Source organism: Bacillus sp. SJS (assembly GCF_000732485.2).
GTDB classification, from domain to species: domain Bacteria; phylum Bacillota; class Bacilli; order Bacillales; family Bacillaceae; genus Metabacillus_B; species Metabacillus_B sediminis.
This window is the reverse complement of the sequence record NZ_JAQV02000031.1, coordinates 183827-203235: the sequence shown is the minus strand read 5'-3', so window position 1 is coordinate 203235 and position 19409 is coordinate 183827. Positions and strand designations below refer to the sequence as shown.

Below are 19409 nucleotides of genomic sequence, written 5' to 3'. Positions count from 1 at the left end.
GATATATTATTTTCGATTAGTAAAGGTTAAACATCAGATGTCTGATCTTTATAAAACGGGGGCTTGTCATGAGCATTAAATCAGACAATCGGCATCTGTACTTGCAGGTGATAGATCGAATAAAAGAAGATATAAAAAAAGGTGCTTATAAAGAAAAGGAAAAACTTCCTTCAGAATTTGACCTGGCCAAGAATTTGGGTGTAAGCAGAGCAACGCTTAGAGAAGCACTTAGGATACTGGAAGAAGAAAATGTGATCATAAGACGCCATGGTGTCGGGACATTTGTCAATACAGTCCCGCTGTTCAGTTCAGGAATTGAGCAGCTTAACAGTGTAACAGCTATGATCATGCAAGGGGGAAAAGCTCCAGGAACCATCTTTTTATCCTCTTCTATCGTGGGACCGACTGAAGAAGATGCACAGCGCTTCGGAATTACGGAAGGAGAAGAAATTTTCCAGATTGAGAGGGTACGGACTGCGAACGGAGAACCGGTCGTCTACTGTCTGGACAAAATTCCCGGGAAACTTCTGCCGAAAGATTTGACCCATGACAGTGAATCCTTGTTTGAGCTTCTTGAGAAAAAGACAGACAGCATTATTGGCCATGCGATTACAGCCATTGAGCCTATTGGCTACCACGATAAGATTTCACCGCTTTTAAACTGCGATCCGGAAACTGCACTGCTGCTCCTTAAACAGATGCATTATGACTTGCAGGACCGTCCAATTCTGTACTCGTTAAACTATTTTAGGGCCGATATGTTTTCCTTCCACGTTGTCAGAAAAAGAAACTAGAAATTAGAACTTTTAGGAGGTGATGAAGGACAGGCTCTCTGCTTTACATTCAAAAGTTTCGCAATATTCTATTCATAATTACGGGGGGAAATACAACATGAAAAAATGGGGTTTAGCTTTATCAGCTGTTCTGGCAGCAGGAACAATACTTGGGGCTTGCGGAAATAAATCTGCCGAGACGGGCGGAAAAGCAAGCGATTTCACGGTGGCAATGGTAACGGATGTCGGCGGTGTAGATGATAAGTCATTTAACCAATCCGCATGGGAAGGAATACAGGATTTCGGTAAAGACAACAACATGGAAAAAGGAAACAAGGGCTTTAACTACCTGCAATCCAAAAATGACGGTGACTATGTTACAAACTTGAACACACTTGTGCGTCAAAAGTATGACTTGATTTATGGAATCGGCTACAAGCTTCAGCCGGCCATTGAGGAAATTGCCGATCAGCAAAAGAAAACGAATTTTGCAATCGTTGATAGTGTTGTAGAAAAAGATAATGTTGCGAGCATCGTGTTTAAAGAGAATGAAGGCTCCTTCCTTGTTGGAGTAGTAGCAGGTCTTACTACGAAAACAAATAAGGTTGGTTTTGTCGGAGGTATGGAAGGCGAACTAATCGGTAAGTTTGAAGCTGGCTTTGTTGAAGGAGTTAAAGCAGTAAATCCTGAAGCGACAGTTGATGTCCAATATGCAGGTGCATTTGACAAAGCGGATAAAGGGAAGGCAATTGCATCTTCCATGTACGGATCTGGAGCTGATATCATCTATCATGCTGCAGGTGCAACCGGAAATGGTGTTTTCTCAGAAGCAATCGACCTTAAGAAAAAAGATCCAGCACGCGAGCTTTATGTAATCGGTGTAGATAAAGACCAAAGCGAAGAAGGAAAAGGCACGTCTAAAGACGGCAAAGAATTCAACATCACTCTTACATCCATGGTAAAACGTGTAGACGTTGCAGTGAAAGACCTTGCTGAAAAAGCGAAAAACAATGAGTTCCCTGGCGGAGAAGTCATCAGCTATGGTTTAGATCAAGACGCAATTTCTGTAGCAAAAGGCGATAATGTTTCTGAAGATGTGATGAAAAAGGTAGACGAATATAAAGAAAAAATCAGCAAGGGCGAAATTAAAGTTCCAACGGCCCCTGTAAAATAAACCGGACTGCTGAAAAGGCTAGATCTTCTTCTAGCCTTTTTTTAAGCCAGCGTCTTCTAAAGTACCGTGTATATCTCCGTCTGAAAGTCCATTTGCGAGATAAATAGATTTTCAGATGGGGATCTGCATTCAAGCTGTCCATCATGAAAAAGGAGTGAATCAACATGGATTATGTAATTGAGATGCTTGGGATCCGCAAAGAGTTTCCTGGAATTGTCGCAAATAACAACATTACCCTGCAAGTAGAAAAGGGAGAAATACATGCTTTGCTTGGGGAAAATGGTGCAGGAAAATCGACCCTTATGAACGTATTATTCGGCTTATATCAGCCGGAAAAAGGTGAAATTAGAGTCAAAGGCAAAAAAGTTGATATTACCAATCCTAATATAGCAAATGATCTCGGAATAGGAATGGTACACCAACATTTCATGCTTGTCAATAACTTTACGGTTACTGAAAATATTATTCTAGGAAACGAACCTTCCAAAATGGGGAAAACCAATTTAAAGGAAGCTGAAAAGCAGGTTCGGGAAATTTCTGAACGGTATGGCCTTGCCGTAGATCCATCTGCAAAAATTTCGGATATTTCCGTGGGAATGCAGCAGCGTGTAGAAATCTTAAAAACACTCTACAGAGGAGCGGAGATCCTGATTTTTGACGAACCGACTGCTGTACTGACACCTCAGGAAATTAAAGAACTGATTTCTATTATGAATGCGCTTATAAAGGAAGGAAAATCCATTATCCTGATTACCCATAAGCTGAAAGAAATTATGGAAGTTTGCCATAAGGTAACCGTCATCCGTAAAGGTGAAGGCATTGGCACTGTTAAGGTTTCTGCAACGAATCCGAATGAACTGGCATCCTTAATGGTTGGCCGGGAAGTTCTCTTTACAACAGATAAAACGTCTGCTAAGCCTGGGGAAACGGTTCTGGAAGTCAAGGATTTGGTTGTTAAGGATGCAAGAATGGTAACCGCTATCGATTCGTTATCACTGGATGTGAAAGCTGGAGAAATCGTTGGGATAGCTGGAGTGGATGGGAATGGACAGAGTGAGCTTATTGAGGCGATTACCGGTTTGAAAAAGCACGAATCAGGCACGATCCATTTAAACGGCAAAGACATTGGACGTTTAACTCCAAGAAAAGTCGCTGAATCAGGAGTGGGGCATATTCCTCAGGATCGCCATAAACATGGACTGGTGCTTGATTTTGCAATTGGAGAGAATATGGTCCTTCAAACGTACCATCAAAAGCCTTTTTCTAAGTCAGGCATTCTTAATTTTAAAGAAATCTACAAAAAAGCAGAGCAGCTTATTAAGGAGTTTGATGTAAGAACTCCAAGTTCATCAACTCCAGCAAGAGCCCTTTCCGGCGGAAATCAGCAGAAGGCGATTATTGGACGGGAAGTGGACAGGGACCCTGATCTTTTGATTGCTGCGCAGCCAACCAGGGGACTTGATGTCGGAGCCATTGAATTTATTCACAAACGACTGATCGAACAGCGTGATAAAGGAAAGGCGATTTTGCTGGTTTCCTTTGAACTCGATGAAATCATGAATGTAAGTGACAGAATTGCGGTTATCTATGAAGGGAAAATTGTGGCCATTGTAAAACCGGAGGAAACAACCGAGCAGGAGCTTGGGCTCTTGATGGCCGGAAGCAAGCTGAAGGGAGAAGGTGTGGCACCATGAAAATCATCAACCGTTATATGAATTTGATCATCCCTGTTATCGCAGTCATTCTTGGATTGCTCAGCGGGGCTCTGGTTATGCTTGTCAGCGGCTATGATCCAATCCTTGGATATGGCGCATTATGGAATGGAATATTCGGCGACCCTTATAACATCGGGGATACAATAAGACTGATGACGCCCTATATTTTGACAGGACTTGCTGTAGCTTTTGCTTTCAAGACTGGTTTATTTAACATCGGAGTAGAAGGGCAAGTAATCGTGGGCTGGCTCGCGGCGGTTTGGGTTGGGGTGGCATTTGATCTTCCTAAAATCATCCATCTTCCTCTTGCCATCATCGTTGCTGCATTCGCTGGTGCGTTATGGGGATTCATTCCAGGCCTGCTGAAAGCGCGTTTCCGTGTACATGAAGTTATTGTCACAATCATGATGAATTACATTGCGCTCTATGCGACGAATGCTATTATACAATCTGTATTAACAAAAGGCAGCGATACAACAGATGAAATCGCGGCTACAGCAAGTCTCCGTTCAGGAACATTTGAGACGCTGACAAACTACTCAAGGATGCATTATGGAATTATCATCGCGCTTGCAGCAGCATTCATCATGTGGTTCCTGCTTGAGAGAACAACGAAGGGATATGAGCTTCGCGCCGTTGGTTTTAATCAGGATGCTGCCCATTATTCCGGAATGAATGTTAACCGAAGCATTATTCTTTCTATGGTAATCTCAGGTGCATTCGCTGGTATTGCCGGTGCAATGGAAGGACTTGGTACGTTCCAATATGCATCCGTTAAAAGCGGTTTTACCGGAATTGGATTTGATGGAATCGCCGTTGCTTTGTTAGGCGGAAATACAGCAATCGGTGTTATTTTTGCGGCTTTCCTTTTTGGAGGATTGAAGGTAGGGGCACTGAATATGCCTTTGGAAGCCAATGTTCCGAATGAGCTAGTAGAAATTGTTATTGCACTAATCATATTCTTTGTAGCATCCAGCTATTTTATCCGGTGGCTGCTGCTTCGGTTTAAAAAGGGGGAGAAATAAATGAGCTTACTTCAAGCACTTCAAATTATCATTCCTACCGCTCTGTTCGTAGCGGCCCCTCTAATTCTTACCGCTCTAGGCGGGGTTTTCAGCGAGAAGTCAGGTGTAGTAAATATTGGTCTGGAAGGTTTAATGGTTATCGGTGCATTTACAGGAATCGTCTTTAACTTAACGTTCGCGGAGACGTTCGGTTCATTGACACCATGGCTTTCATTGCTTGCCGCAATGATTGCGAGCGCGCTATTTGCCGTTTTGCACGCCGTGGCGACCATTACTTTCCGCGCGGATCAGGTTGTCAGCGGTGTAGCCATTAATTTTCTTGCACTTGGATTAACTCTTTTCCTTGTGAAAAATATGTATGATAAGGGACAAACTGACCGGATTAATCAAAGCTTTGATATTATTGATATTCCGCTGTTAAGCAAAATTCCGGTCATCGGACCGCTGTTTTTCAGCAACGGCTACATTACATCTTATATTGCCATCCTCCTTTCTGTAGCCGTTTGGTATGTTATTTACAAAACACCCTTCGGTCTTAGACTGAGAGCGGTTGGTGAACATCCGATGGCAGCGGATACGATGGGGATTAACGTTACAAAAATGAGGTACATCGGAGTAATTCTGTCCGGTGCATTTGCCGGAATCGGCGGATCAATCTATGCTACCATCATTTCCAGAGACTTCAGCCATGCGACGATCAGCGGCCAGGGCTTTATGGCACTCGCAGCGATGATATTCGGGAAATGGCATCCGCTTGGTGCAATGGGAGCTGCCCTATTCTTCGGGCTGGCTCAAGGGATCAGCATCGTTGGGGGCTCCATTCCATTTTTGAAGGATATCCCTGAAGTGTACCTGCTCATTACACCTTATGTATTGACCATATTGGCGCTTGCCGGATTTATCGGCCGTGCGGACTCTCCTAAAGCACTTGGAACACCTTATATTAAAGGAAAAAGATAAAAGCTGCGTTTCTGCAGCTTTTTCTTTTTATTTGCTCTGTTAAACTTGGCTCTTGATTGCAGTTAGCAGGCGCTCAGCGACCAGCGGGGCGGGCGGTGAGCCTCCTCTCCGCTTTGCGCCTGCGGGGTCTCACCTGTCCCGCTGCTCTCAGCTCGGAGTCTCGCGCCTTTCACTCCAATCAACAGGTGTAAAAAATCAACATCAGGCTTTAACAGAGCTTTTTTATTAAAAAATTCTGTGCAGCGAGAAAGCAGCCGGAAATGGTACCCTTAAAAGCATACTTGCGCAACCAATCTCAAATACAGGAGAGCCCCGTCTCCTAATTAAAACAGCGGTCCTGAACATTCAAATTTTGCGAAATTTTTTTCGATTGGCCCGTATTTCTTCTCAGTTGGCCCGTATTCCTTCATAATTAGCTCGATTTTAACTCAAGCCCACGTTCACTTGCTCCGGCTGATGTAAGCTTTTAGCCGCGTTTTTTTCTTTTTCAGCAGCAAACAATGGTCTTTCTACGTCCTCAGCCTGTCATTTCCTGGTTGCATAATAACACCGTACTTACGGAACAATGTTGTTATCGAATAAATAAGCAGGGTGAATGATATGGCAGATTCGAACAAATTAAATTTACTTGCACTTTCCTCCGTGCCGCTCGTCATGACACTTGGGAATTCAATGTTGATTCCGGTACTACCGGCTATTCAGAAGGAATTGGGAATCAGCTCTTTTCAGGTCTCACTTATCATCACGGTTTATTCAATCGTAGCAATTTTGCTCATCCCGCTTGCAGGATACCTGTCAGACCGGATTGGAAGGAAAACGGTTATCGTTCCTTGTCTTCTCATTGCCGGGGCTGGAGGAGCGTTATCTGCCTGGGCTTCCACAAATGCTGGAAATCCGTTTATGTGGATATTGGCAGGCAGAATTCTTCAGGGGATCGGTTCTGCCGGAGCCGCACCTGTAGTCATTCCTTTAATTGGCGATCTGTTTGATGATGATGAGCAAATCAGTTCTGGTCTTGGATTGATAGAAACGGCCAATACAGCCGGCAAGGTGCTAAGTCCGATTATTGGGGCGTTTTTAGCAAGCTTTGTATGGTACATGCCTTTTTGGTTTATTCCGTTTTTCAGCATTGCGGGAGTTCTGCTTGTTTTCTTTTTAGTAAAAGTTCCAAAGAAGGAAAAAGAAACTCAGACCTTCAAAGAATTTTTGCAATGTGTGAAAGGAATTTTTCAGAAAAGCGGAAGGTGGCTCTATGCCATTTTTGCCATCGGCGGAATCATTATGCTTGTTTTATTCGGCATTCTTTTTTACCTGTCCGATACACTGGAGAACAAATATGGAATAGATGGTGTTGCTAAAGGATTTATGCTGGCTATTCCACTCCTTGCGCTCTCCATTAGTTCATATGTTGCAGGGAAAAAAATCGGAAACAAAAAGCACTTGATGAAAATGCTTATTTCATTTGGAATGGGGCTTTTGGCTTTATCTTTTATAGCCATCCGCATTCAGCACAGCTTTGCCTTTTTAATTGTTTTTCTAGTTCTTAGCGGAGTTGGTATTGGTATAGCCCTTCCGTCCTTAGATGCTTTAATTACAGAAGGAATCGAGCAAGAGCACAGGGGGACGATCACTTCCTTTTACAGCTCCATGAGATTTATCGGTGTTGCAGCGGGGCCGCCTTTGTATGCTGCCATCATGCCTAGATCAGAGCACTGGATTTATTATGTATCGATTGGTTTTAGCTTTCTTGCCCTTTTGATTGGATTGTTCTTTATAAAACCGCAGGACAAGAATCAGCCTGCTAAGCTGAAGACCACATGATGCCTTGCGCATAAACAAGGCTTAACTTGAAAACTCCTCCCTTAAAAAGGGGGAGTTTTTTATTTTGTAATTTAACAGCCGGTTAGTTCTTGACAGAATAGCCTGCCTGCCTTTTTAATAGTTTATGTAGTGAATGGTTAAAGAGGTGAACTATATTGGATGAAGAAAAAATCAAAGCCTTTATACATAGGTATGAGGAGGTTTATTTTTTTGCGGCAAAAAGAGTAACCGCTATTGTCACAGAAAAAGTGCTCGAGGATATCACTATTGAGCAGTACCAGATCCTGCGTTACATCACCATGTATCCCAATTGCCAGGCAACCATGCTTGCGGATATGTGCGGAGTAAATAAAAGTGCCATTTCTGCCATGATTGAACGTTTGGTTCAAAAAGGACTGGTCGAAAGAATCCGCGATGAAAAGGACCGGCGGAACGTTTTTCTGGAGAGCACCGAAAAAGGCCGGGTCGTGTATGAAAAAGGGGAACAGCAAATACAGAAATATGTTTCCGGTTATTTGACTGAGCTGTCCGAGGGAGAGATTGATACTTTTTTAACTGTGTTTGAAAAAATCTCAGCCAGTATGGCGGAAAAAGAACGGGGAAATGAACAATGAGAGGAATAATCAAGTTAAGATGGATTCTGCTTGTATTCTGGGTAGCGGCAGCAGCTGTTCTTATGATGACTGCACCAAATATGGGAGATCTCGTAGCGGAAAAAGGACAAATTTCTGTTCCTGACGGCTACTCTTCATCTGTAGCCGGTGATCTTCTTGAGGATCAGTCTAAAGGGGATGGAGCGGCGCTTGCCCTGGTTTTTCATGATGACAAAAAGCTCAGTTCGTCAGCAATAAGCGAAATTCAAAAAGCGGTGGAAGACTTAGAAAAAAACCGCAAAGAGCTGAACATCCAGGCGATCACGAGCCATTTCAATAATAAAGAACTGGAAAAACAAATGGTGTCCTCAGATGGAAAAACGATTCTTGCTGCCGTAACACTGGAAGACAGCAAGAAAACCGTTCCTGAAATGGCTGGTGAAATTCGAAAGGAACTAAAGCAATATAAAGTCGACTCCTATATGACCGGCAGTGAGCTGATTGATAAAGACGTAGTTGACAGCTCACAGGAGGGATTAAAGAAGACGGAGTACATTACCGTTGCCTTCATCCTCGTTGTGCTTATTCTTGTTTTCCGTTCCCTGATCGCTCCGATTATCCCTCTGGTAACAGTAGGTGTTGCTTACTTGGTAAGTCAGTCTGTTGTATCTTACTTAGTGGAGTATTTCAATTTTCCGCTATCGACATTTACGCAGATTTTTATGGTTGCCGTCATGTTCGGGATCGGAACAGATTATTGCATTCTGCTTCTCAGCCGGTTTAAGGAAGAATTAGGCCATGGGGAAGAAAAGACGGAGGCAATCATTAAAACGTTCAAGACAGCTGGAAGGACGGTTATTTTCAGCGGCCTTGCCGTATTTGCAGGCTTCGCGTCCATCGCATTTGCGGAATTTAAGCTGTATCAGTCCGCTGTTGCCGTGGCAGTAGGAATTGCCTTCCTGATTGTCGCATTAGTGACGATTGTTCCTTTCTTTATGATGGTGCTCGGCAATAATCTGTTTTGGCCGCTTAAAGGCAATATTAAGCATGCTGAAAGCCGGTCTTGGGAGTGGGCAGGCCGATTCTCCTTTAAAAGGCCAATCGTGGCGCTGCTTATCATTGCTGCCATCATTTCTCCTGCACTGATCAAATATGACGGAAGCCTTTCTTTTAATTCGCTTGATGAGATAGGAGATAAATATGAATCCGTGAAGGCGTTTAATATGATTTCCGACAGCTTCGGACCGGGTGAATCTTTGCCCGCAACGATTGTTATCAAGGATGACCAGCCCCTGAACAATAAGGAAAATCTGGCAACCATTGAGAAAATAAGCGGGGACCTCGATCAAATCGAAGACATCGATAAAGTAAGAAGTGCAACAAGGCCGCTTGGAGATGAACTTGAGGATTTAGAAGTAGCCAGTCAGGCTGAGGAGCTTGGCAAAGGAATCCAAAAAGGAAATGATGGAATTCAGGAAATTGGGAAGGGTCTGAATGAGGCATCAAAGCAACTGTCAGGATCTGAACCAAAACTGAAGGAAGCTACCTCTGGAATTGATCAGCTTATCAAAGGTTCCACGGATTTGCAGAGCGGGGTCGGTGAAATTGAAACGGCACTGAAGCAAATTGAAAATGGGATGAATCAAGGATCAGCCGGTTCACTCGAAATAAAAAAACAAGTGGATACAGCTAAAAACAGTGTGGATCAGCTGATTAAAGGAAGCAGTGCCATTCTTGCAGGCTATGAAGAAGCGGGGAAACAGCTTGGTCAATTATCAGACGGTTTAACGGCTGTTGATGCAGGGGTGAAAGATTCACAGAAAGCTTTATCAGGATTGAAAGAGCCGCTGAACAGGCTCGCTGTGAATCCGGCCTATCCAAACATTCAAAATGACCCGGATTATCAGCTTGTATATGGAACGGTGCTTGGATTGGAAAAAGGATTTACCGGACTAAGCGGTGCGACAGAAAAACTGTCATCAGGACTAAAAGCAGCTTTGCCGGAACTTAAAAAAGCGAATGCCGGTCTTGCTGAAGTGAATAAAGGGCAAAAAGAGTTTCAAAAAGGACTTGTACAGCTTTCAGCAGGATTAGGCAAGTTATCTGATGGGCTGAAAGCTGCATCCAATGGTCAAAACAAAGTCATCAGCGAGCTTCCTAAGCTGCAAGCTGGAGCGGGGATGCTTGCCGAAGGGCAGACGGATTTGAAAAACGGTCTAAGTCCGTTTTCCACACAGCTTGGCTCTTTGACGAAAGGCCTGAATGACAGCGTCAACGGATTAAATCAAGTTTCCGGCGGATTAAATGAGGCGGAAACTTACTTGGACGGACTATCAAGTTCAAATGCAGATGGATGGTATTTGCCCGATGATGTTCTGAAGAATAAGGATTTTCAGCAGGTATTTAATGAATATATGTCAGAAGATAAAACATTGACAACAATGGATGTTGTTTTAAAAGTAAATCCATATTCAAATGATGCTTTGGCTAAAATGGATGAAGTTGAAGAAGCAGTGAAACGTGCTGTAAAAGGCACAAAGCTTGAGAACGCTACGGTGGGTGTTTCGGGTGTGACCAGCACATATGCGGATTTAAAGCAGATTTCGGACGCGGATTATAACAGAACGGTTTTATTTATGATTACAGCGATTCTGATCATTTTGATCATTCTTCTGAAATCATTTGTTATGCCGGTTTACCTTGTAGGCTCCCTCCTAATAACGTATTATTCATCCAGTGCGATTTCAGAATGGATCTTTGTAGATTTGCTCGGGTATGACGGGATCAACTGGGCTGTTCCGTTCTTTGGATTTGTTATACTTATGGCTTTAGGAATTGATTATTCGATTTTCTTAATGGACCGCTTTAATGAATATAGGGAAATGGACGTAAAATCAGCGATGATTACTGCCATGCGCAATATGGGGACCGTCATTATTTCGGCAGCCATTATATTAGCCGGTACGTTCGCTGCCATGCTGCCATCTGGTGTTCTTTCATTGCTGCAGATTGCAACCCTCGTACTGACAGGATTGATTTTGTATGCCTTTGTCATCCTGCCAATCTTTGTTCCTGTTATGGTCAGGACATTTGATAAGGCCAATTGGTGGCCGTTTATGGGAAAACGTGAATCTTAATATTGTCCTGTTGAGGGACTTGTATTGAAAATAACCCCCTGGGACGCATTTTAAATGCAGCCCAGGGGGTTGTTTTTTGTGGTATTGGTACTTTGTACAATAAGGATAGGCTGATTGGAGAGGGAGATGCGCGTCTTTTGAGGAAGCAGCGGGAATCAGCTATGAGCAAATTATTTCTAAACAAAGGAAGCAGGCTCTTTTACGGATTTGAGTTAAAGCCGATACGAATCGTGCGTATATTTAAAGACAAAGTCTCCTCATTTCCTAAATGTTCCTCTACTTGGTATAATTACTGGTACGAATGGACTCATTTAAAACAAAAAAGGCTAAACTACAAAGGATAATCCTTAAACTGAGGAGTGAATGTATGTCTTTTTTTCAGGAAAAGCAAACAAAACTGAATGGAATCACCGTTCATACCGTAAAAACGGATAAATACAAAACGAACACCCTCGTCCTAAAGATGATGGCCCCCCTTAAAAAAGAAAATGTGACAAAACGAGCGATTCTTCCTTTTATTCTTCAAAGGGCAACTGAAAGGTTCCGTACCACTGGCGAACTGCGAAATCATCTGGATGAACTTTATGGAGCATCCCTGTTCGCGGACCTTTCTAAAAAAGGGGAAAATCAAATTATCACGTTTCGGATGGAAGTAGCCAATGAAAAATTTTTATCCGAGAAAACGCCATTGCTTGAAGAGGCGATCAGCCTTCTGTCGGATATCCTGCTGCGCCCGCTATTAAAGGGCAGCGCTTTTGATGATGGAATAGTAAAGGAAGAAATACGGACACTTAAACAGCGGATCCAGGCTGCTTACGATGATAAAATGAGATATTCCAATCTTAGGCTCGTGCAGGAAATGTGCAAAAATGAGCCTTACGCTCTGCATGTAAACGGAGAGAAGGATCAGGCTGATGATCTGACTGCGGAAAATGTTTATGAGTATTACCAGCAGGTCCTTAAAGAAGATAAGCTTGATTTATACCTGATTGGAGATTTTGAGGAAGCTGCTGCGGGGGAAATGGTAAAGAAATATTTTGATTTCTCTGCCAACACCCACGCCTATCCTGAAACCGAACAAGCAAGCAAGCAGCATGTTGAGGAAAAAGAGGTCATTGAAGAAGAAGACGTTAAGCAGGGGAAATTAAATATCGGATACCGGACGAACTGCTTGTATAACGATGATTCGTATTTTGCACTTCAGGTTTTCAATGGGATATTCGGCGGATTCTCTCATTCCAAGCTGTTCATAAATGTAAGGGAAAAAGCAAGTCTTGCGTACTATGCTGCTTCAAGGGTTGAATCCCATAAAGGTCTCTTAATGGTCATGTCAGGTATTGAAGTGGGTAACTATGATCAGGCTGTCTCCATTATTAAAGAGCAGATGGCAGCGATGAAGAACGGCGATTTTACGGATGATGACTTGAATCAGACAAAGGGCGTCATCAGAAATCAGCTTTTGGAAACCATCGATACGAGCTATGGACTAAGCGAAATTCTGTATCAGAATGTTGCAGCCAACTCTGAACGTACATTTGATGAGCTATTAGATGGCATCAGCCATGTAACGAAAGAAGAGGTAGTGGAATCAGCTTCTAAAATCGAGCTGGATACCATTTATTTTCTTAAAGGAAAGGGGGCACAAAACAATGGGTAAGCCTATACAGTTTGAGCAGCTTCAGGAAGAGCTGTATCACGAAAAAATGGACAATGGATTAAATGTTTATGTACTGCCCAAAAAAGGATTTAATAAGACTTATGCAACCTTTACCACCAAATATGGTTCCATTGATAACGAATTTGTGCCTCTTGGACAGGAAGAAATGAAAAAGGTTCCGGATGGAATTGCGCATTTTCTTGAGCATAAGCTTTTTGAAAAAGAAGATGGGGATGTTTTTCAGCAATTCGGCAAGCAAGGGGCATCCTCTAATGCCTTTACATCGTTTACACGAACCGCCTACTTGTTCTCAAGCACATCAGATGCCGAGAAAAACCTGGAAACGTTAATTGATTTCGTTCAGGAGCCTTATTTTACAGAAAAGTCAGTAGAAAAAGAGAAGGGAATCATCGGACAGGAAATCAACATGTATGATGATAACCCGGACTGGCGTTTATATTTCGGATTAATTGAAAACATGTATGAAAAGCATCCTGTGAAAATTGATATCGCCGGTACAGTTGAATCTATTTCTCATATCACGAAGGATTTGCTGTATGAGTGCTACCATACGTTTTATCATCCGAGCAATATGCTGCTTTTTGTTACCGGCCCGGTTGATCCTGAGCTTGTTTTAAAGCAGGTTAGAGAAAATCAGAAAAAGAAAACGTTTGAAGAGCCTCAAACCATTAAGCGTCCTGAACTCTCTGAAAAAGCAGAGGTGGATAAAAAGGACGAAAAGCTTCCAATGAACGTTCAGTCTTCGAAATGTCTCGTTGGCATCAAGGCAAAAGAGACCGGTTTATCCGGGGAAGAGCTTCTTAAAAAAGAATTGACGGCTAACCTGGTGCTTGATGTGCTCTTCGGGAAAAGCTCCAGTCATTTTCAAACCATGTACAGCAACGGGTTAATAGATGATACCTTCAGCTATGATTACACGGAAGAGGAGACCTTCGGATTTGCGATGATTGGCGGAGACACCGATCAGCCCGAGGAGCTTGCCAAGCAAACAAAAGAAATTTTATTCAAGGCTAGGGTAGAAGGCGTGGATCAGGAACGGCTGAATACAGCGATCAAAAAAAGGATTGGAGCATTTCTGCGTTCCGTCAATTCTCCTGAGTACATTGCCAATCAATTCACCCGCTATGCATTCAATGATATGAACCTGTTTGATGTTGTACCGGTTCTCGAGCAGATAACAAAGCAGGATGCGGATGCTCTTTTACAACAGTTCGCAGATGAAAAGCAAATGACCGTCTTTACGGTTGTTCCAAAAAAGGAAGACAAATAATTTTTTTTGAATACCGGCTGACATCAGCCGGTATTCTTGTGCAAGGAGGTAAACAGAGTTGAAATATGCGCTTATTACTGGAGCGAGCGGGGGAATAGGGTCCAAAATTGCCGCCAAGCTCGCGGATGAAGGCTGGAATTTGTATTTGCATTATCACCGCAGCAAGGACAAGACGGAGCACCTGAAAAAGGAGCTTGAGAACAAAGGTATCAGCTGTCTGCCGGTACAGGGTGATTTGTCCACAAAAGACGGAGTAAACGGGCTGCTCGGTAAAATCACCCATCCGATTCAGCTCCTTGTTCTGTCCAGCGGAACGGCTCCTTATGGTCTTATAACGGATCTGGATGATGAAGAAATTCAAGCACAGGTCCAGCTTCATGTTACAAGTCCGTTTCTTCTGGCTAAATCCTTAATTCCGAATATGGTTTCTGCAAAAAAAGGGTCCATTATTGCCATTACATCCATTTGGGGAGAAAAAGGAGCCTCTTGCGAAGTTTTATATTCAATGGTTAAAGGCGGTCAAAACACATTCGTAAAAGCGCTGGCAAAGGAGCTTGCACCAAGCGGCATCCGCGTAAACGCAGTTTCTCCGGGAGCTGTAGACACCGGCATGCTAAGCCGCTTCACTGAAGAAGATTTGCGCGAAATGGCTGATGACATTCCTGCTGGCAGAATCGGCAGGCCGGAAGAAATTGCAGATGCCGTCTGTTTTTTAGCATCAGAAAAATCTTCATACATAACCGGTCACATCCTCTCTGTGAATGGCGGATGGGATTAAGGAAAAAAGCGGGGGATGGTGCATAAAAACATTCAAATCAGCAAAACTAACCTTGTAATCAATTTTTTGGACTGGAGGAATGAACAATGTCCGTATTGAATAATTGGGATTCATGGAAGAATTTCCTTGGAGATCGTCTTCATCATGCTGAAAACAGCGGAATGAGCCGTGAAACGGTTTCTGGACTTGCTTATGAAATCGGCGGATACCTTGCAAACCAAGTAGACTCCAAAAATGATCAGGAAAAAGTTCTTGCTGATTTATGGAGCGTTGCAAGTGAAGAAGAGCAGCATGCAATTGCGAACATGATGGTGAAGCTTGTCGGCAACAACGGAACTGAAGGAACACACTAAAAAAGGGAGGCGCTGCCTCTCTTTTTTTTATTTGGCATGGTTATGGTGCTGATTTTTCTCCATTTGCAGATTGGAGCGATATGAGCTCATTTAAAAGAGCGGGGTTATATGAAACCTCCCATAAGAATATCCCGTTTAAGAAGAAGTTCCTGAAGGGAAATCAGCTGTTAGGGTTATTTTATCAGGAAGATCCTTAGCCAGCTTCTTCCTGCATTAAGAGGTTTAGGGAATTATTCTTTCTTATTACGGGAAAATGCTTTATTATAAACTTATAGGTACATTTCGCCTCAATCGAAAGGGGGATTCTCCTTGCAAAAGGAAGAATGGTACTTGGAATATGAAATTCAGAAAAACCGGCCTGGTTTACTGGGGGATGTTTCTTCCCTGCTGGGTATGCTTTCCATAAATATTGTGACAATTAATGGTGTTGACGACTCCCGTCGTGGACTCCTGCTAAAATGTGAACATAACGACCAGATTAAACGTCTTGAATCGATTTTACATACAATGGATACAATTACTGTGACTAAATTAAGGAAGCCGAAGCTTCGGGACCGGCTTGCCGTCAGACACGGACGTTATATACAGCGTGATGCAGATGATAAAAAGACCTTCCGATTTGTTCGGGATGAACTCGGTTTGCTTGTGGATTTCCTCGCGGAATTGATGAAGCAGGATGGCCATAAGCTGATTGGAATCCGCGGTATGCCAAGAGTGGGGAAAACGGAATCGATCGTAGCTTCAAGTGTGTGCGCAAATAAAAGGTGGCTTTTTGTATCCTCAACCCTTTTAAAACAAACGCTTCGAAGCCAGCTCATCGCTGATGAATACGATGCCAATAATTTGTTTATAATTGATGGAATTGTTTCAACCCGGAGAGGGACAGAACGGCATTTGCAGCTTGTACGTGAAATAATGCGCCTTTCCGCAACAAAAATTGTGGAACACCCAGATGTGTTTGTCCAGAATACGGAATATACTTTGGAAGACTTTGATTATATCATTGAGCTTCGCAATGACCCGGATGAAGAAATTACATATGAAGACGCTGAAGAGCCGCAAATGCTCGATCAGTCGGCTTTTTCTGGATTTGATTTTTAATTATGGAAGGTGTTACGGTTGAGTGAATTAGGAAATCGCCTTAAGCAAGCGAGGGAAGAAAAGCAATTAACATTGGACGATCTGCAAACGATGACGAAGATCCAAAAAAGATATCTGATTGGAATTGAAGAAGGCAATTATAAAATTATGCCTGGCCAATTTTACGTTCGTGCTTTTATTAAGCAGTATGCTGAAGCAGTCGGATTGGATCCTGATCAGCTATTTGAAGATTACAAAAAAGATGTTCCGGACAGCGGCCAGGATGAACTTCCAGGCCAGCTTTCAAGGGTGCAAACGCAAAGGGAGCTGCCAGAGAGTGCATCAAAAGCCATTGACCTGCTCCCCAAACTTCTGATTATCCTCCTTATAGTTGCGGCTGCAGTCGTTATTTGGATGGTGAATCAAAACAGCAGCGGAAGTGAAGAGCCCGCTAAGCCAAAGTCAGAATCCATCAGTTCAGAAGTGAAGATGGATGAATCTTTGAAAAACAAGGATACGGATGAAAAAGCTGAAGAAAAGCCCGCTCCCGAGCCAGAACCTGCCAAAGTAGAACCACCTGCACCAAAGCAAGCGATCAGCGGCAAAGAAACGGGTTCAGCTTCTTCCTCCTATGCTGTAACCGGAGCAGAGAAACTGGAAATCGAAATCTCAGCAAAAGGATCTACTTGGATTGGCGTCAAAAACAGCAAAGGCAAATCTTTTTTTTCCGGCGTGCTGAACAGCGGCAAATCGCAAAAAATTGATGCAAGCAATGAAAATGAAGTGAAAATACGTATTGGAAACATGCCGAATACAGACATTAAAGTAAACGGTGAACCTCTGAAATACGTAATAGACCCTTCTAAAAAGATGACTCAATCCATTACCATTACGTATACAAAAGCAGAAAAGTCATCATCCTGATGGCTTTTCTTGCCATTTATCAAAAGTTTGCATGGGATCTCCCAGATGCAGATCCCGGATGAAGGAGTAGAAAAAAATGAATTTACCTAATAAAATCACGGTTTCACGTATTTTGCTTATCCCGGTGTTTATGTTTATCATGCTGTATCCTTTCGATTGGGGAATGGTGTCGATTTTAGGAACTGAAATGCCTGCTTCTCAGTTCACGGGCGCCCTGCTGTTTATTCTCGCTTCCGTTACAGATTGGATCGACGGCTATTACGCACGCAAGTACAATCTTGTAACAAACCTTGGGAAGTTTTTGGACCCGCTTGCAGATAAGCTGCTTGTTTCCGCAGCACTTATTATCCTTGTTGAGATGGGGCTCGCGCCTGCCTGGATGGTTATTATCATTATCAGCAGAGAATTTGCAGTTACCGGGCTCAGACTGATTCTTGCCAATGAAGGAGAAGTAGTGGCGGCTAACTCGTTAGGCAAAATCAAAACATGGACTCAAATCATCGCAATTTCTGCTCTTTTGCTTAACAACTTTCCGTTTGAACCATTACATATTCCTTTTGCCCAATTTGCACTTTGGGTGGCTGTCTTCTTTACGATTATTTCAGGCTGGGATTATTTCGCTAAAAACAAAAATGCTTTATTAAACTCTAAATAAAAGAAAAAGGAGCTTGCTATGAATACGAAAACTGAAATCATTGCCGTAGGATCCGAGCTTCTTCTCGGACAAATTGTCAATTCAAATGCCCAGTTTATTTCCGGTGAACTTGCAGAAATGGGTTTTAATACGTATTACCATACAGTAACCGGTGATAATGCAGGCCGGCTGAAAGCAGCCATTGAAACGGCTCAGACCAGATCGAACGTCATTATCTTCACGGGCGGCCTTGGTCCTACAAAAGATGATTTAACGAAGGAAACCATTGCCTCGCATTTACATGTCCAATTGGTCACAGATAACGATGCCATGGCATCAATTGAGGATTATTTTAAAAAGGTAAACCGGACGATGTCTGAAAATAACAGGAAACAGGCACTCGTCCTTGAAGGGTCGCATATTTTGAAAAATGATACGGGAATGGCACCGGGGATGGCTCTGGAAGCGGATGGAATTGTGTATATCCTCATGCCGGGGCCCCCGTCTGAAATGAGGCCGATGTTCTCCAATTATGCCCGGCCCTATCTATTGGAGCTGCTTGGCGAACAGGAAAAAATCATGTCCAGAGTGCTCAGGTATTTCGGCATTGGCGAATCACAGCTTGAAGCAGACCTTGAGGACCTGATTGACGGTCAGACTAACCCGACGATCGCTCCCTTGGCAGGAGATGGCGAAGTAACGCTGAGATTGACAGCGAGACATAAAGAGGCTACGACAGCAACCCAGCTTTTGAATGAGCTGGAGCAAACCATTAATGCACGGGTAGGCGAATATTTTTACGGGTATGAGAGCACAAGCCTTCTTCAGGAAGTGACGGACCGTCTTATTGAGAGGAAAATCACGATTTCTTCTGCCGAAAGCTTGACTGGCGGATTATTCTCAGAGCAGCTCACTACAGTTAAAGGAACATCGAGTGTGCTGAAGGGCGGGATTGTATGCTACTCTAACTCTGTGAAGCAAAACCTCCTTAACGTCAAGCCTGAAACTCTTGAAAACCACGGTGCAGTGAGCGGGCAGTGTGCGAAGGAAATGGCCGAAAACATCCGCCGTCTGGCAGAGAGCGATATCGGAATCAGTTTTACAGGCGTAGCTGGCCCGGAACCGATGGATAACCAGCCTGTCGGAACCGTTTATATCGGGATCGCCTCCGAAGCTCAGACGGAGGTCCATGAACTGAAGCTTGCCGGCAGCAGAGACGGAATCAGAAAAAGATCCGTCAAGTACGGCTGCAGGCTCCTGATGAAACACCTTGAAAAACATACAGCGCTTTGAGCTGTGTGTTTTTCTTTTTGGCAGATTGCGGTTTTCTCCAATTCTGCTAAGGCAGAAACCAGTATTGTATGCTTACCGCCCCCTGAGCGGGAAGCAGGCATCCCTTGTGCGGAAACCAGCTCTTGCCATCCTGCCCCATGTGCGTAAAATGCATTTTTACTAAAAATACGCCTCCTAAAAATCTATTTTTCCCTAAGGAAA

16 protein-coding genes are annotated in these 19409 nt (G+C 43.3%); all 16 read left to right on the top strand.

What is annotated here, in order from left to right; translation table 11 throughout:
• The first annotated feature begins 68 nt into the window (after nucleotides 1–68).
• Nucleotides 69–794 carry a GntR family transcriptional regulator gene (locus AS29_RS18540; protein WP_035411769.1) on the top strand — a complete coding sequence of 242 codons (726 nt, stop codon included), beginning with the start codon at nucleotides 69–71 and terminating at the stop codon, nucleotides 792–794.
• Between the two features lie 97 nt (nucleotides 795–891).
• On the top strand, nucleotides 892–1947 hold the full coding sequence (locus AS29_RS18535) for a BMP family lipoprotein (protein WP_035411767.1): 1056 nt from the start codon (nucleotides 892–894) through the stop codon (nucleotides 1945–1947).
• Between the two features lie 164 nt (nucleotides 1948–2111).
• Complete coding sequence (locus AS29_RS18530; RefSeq protein ID WP_035411760.1) at nucleotides 2112–3641, top strand: ABC transporter ATP-binding protein; 1530 nt, start codon at nucleotides 2112–2114, stop codon at nucleotides 3639–3641.
• Nucleotides 3638–4687 carry an ABC transporter permease gene (locus AS29_RS18525; RefSeq protein WP_035411758.1) on the top strand — a complete coding sequence of 350 codons (1050 nt, stop codon included), beginning with the start codon at nucleotides 3638–3640 and terminating at the stop codon, nucleotides 4685–4687. The genes AS29_RS18530 and AS29_RS18525 overlap by 4 nt, the downstream gene beginning before the upstream one ends.
• A complete protein-coding gene (locus AS29_RS18520) occupies nucleotides 4688–5647 on the top strand; it encodes an ABC transporter permease (RefSeq protein ID WP_035411756.1) in 960 nt (319 codons plus the stop codon). It begins immediately after the preceding gene.
• 600 nt (nucleotides 5648–6247) lie between these two features.
• Nucleotides 6248–7468: an MFS transporter gene (locus AS29_RS18515; RefSeq protein ID WP_035411754.1), complete on the top strand. Its 1221-nt coding sequence runs from the start codon at nucleotides 6248–6250 to the stop codon at nucleotides 7466–7468.
• Nucleotides 7469–7623: 155 nt separating this feature from the next.
• Nucleotides 7624–8082, top strand: coding sequence for a MarR family winged helix-turn-helix transcriptional regulator (locus AS29_RS18510; RefSeq protein ID WP_035411752.1), 459 nt, complete (start codon nucleotides 7624–7626; stop codon nucleotides 8080–8082).
• Entirely contained in the window at nucleotides 8079–11198 is a 3120-nt protein-coding gene (locus AS29_RS18505; RefSeq protein WP_035411750.1) for an MMPL family transporter, read from the top strand. Before AS29_RS18510 ends, AS29_RS18505 begins: the two co-directional genes overlap by 4 nt.
• Before the next feature lie 367 nt (nucleotides 11199–11565).
• On the top strand, nucleotides 11566–12855 hold the full coding sequence (yfmF, locus tag AS29_RS18495; RefSeq protein WP_035411746.1) for an EF-P 5-aminopentanol modification-associated protein YfmF: 1290 nt from the start codon (nucleotides 11566–11568) through the stop codon (nucleotides 12853–12855).
• A complete protein-coding gene (yfmH, locus tag AS29_RS18490; protein WP_035411744.1) occupies nucleotides 12848–14146 on the top strand; it encodes an EF-P 5-aminopentanol modification-associated protein YfmH in 1299 nt (432 codons plus the stop codon). The genes yfmF and yfmH overlap by 8 nt, the downstream gene beginning before the upstream one ends.
• A 58-nt stretch (nucleotides 14147–14204) precedes the next feature.
• Entirely contained in the window at nucleotides 14205–14924 is a 720-nt protein-coding gene (gene ymfI / locus AS29_RS18485) for an elongation factor P 5-aminopentanone reductase (protein ID WP_035411742.1), read from the top strand.
• Between the two features lie 86 nt (nucleotides 14925–15010).
• Nucleotides 15011–15277 carry a DUF3243 domain-containing protein gene (locus tag AS29_RS18480; RefSeq protein ID WP_035411740.1) on the top strand — a complete coding sequence of 89 codons (267 nt, stop codon included), beginning with the start codon at nucleotides 15011–15013 and terminating at the stop codon, nucleotides 15275–15277.
• Between the two features lie 309 nt (nucleotides 15278–15586).
• Nucleotides 15587–16378 carry a YmfK family protein gene (locus tag AS29_RS18475; protein ID WP_035411739.1) on the top strand — a complete coding sequence of 264 codons (792 nt, stop codon included), beginning with the start codon at nucleotides 15587–15589 and terminating at the stop codon, nucleotides 16376–16378.
• An 18-nt stretch (nucleotides 16379–16396) separates the two neighbouring features.
• On the top strand, nucleotides 16397–17281 hold the full coding sequence (locus AS29_RS18470) for a helix-turn-helix domain-containing protein (protein ID WP_035411736.1): 885 nt from the start codon (nucleotides 16397–16399) through the stop codon (nucleotides 17279–17281).
• Nucleotides 17282–17357: 76 nt separating this feature from the next.
• Nucleotides 17358–17936, top strand: a complete 579-nt coding sequence (gene pgsA / locus AS29_RS18465; RefSeq protein WP_035411734.1) for a CDP-diacylglycerol--glycerol-3-phosphate 3-phosphatidyltransferase — start codon at nucleotides 17358–17360, stop codon at nucleotides 17934–17936.
• Nucleotides 17937–17954: 18 nt separating this feature from the next.
• Nucleotides 17955–19208 carry a competence/damage-inducible protein A gene (locus AS29_RS18460; protein WP_035411732.1) on the top strand — a complete coding sequence of 418 codons (1254 nt, stop codon included), beginning with the start codon at nucleotides 17955–17957 and terminating at the stop codon, nucleotides 19206–19208.
• The last annotated feature ends 201 nt before the right edge of the window (nucleotides 19209–19409 follow it).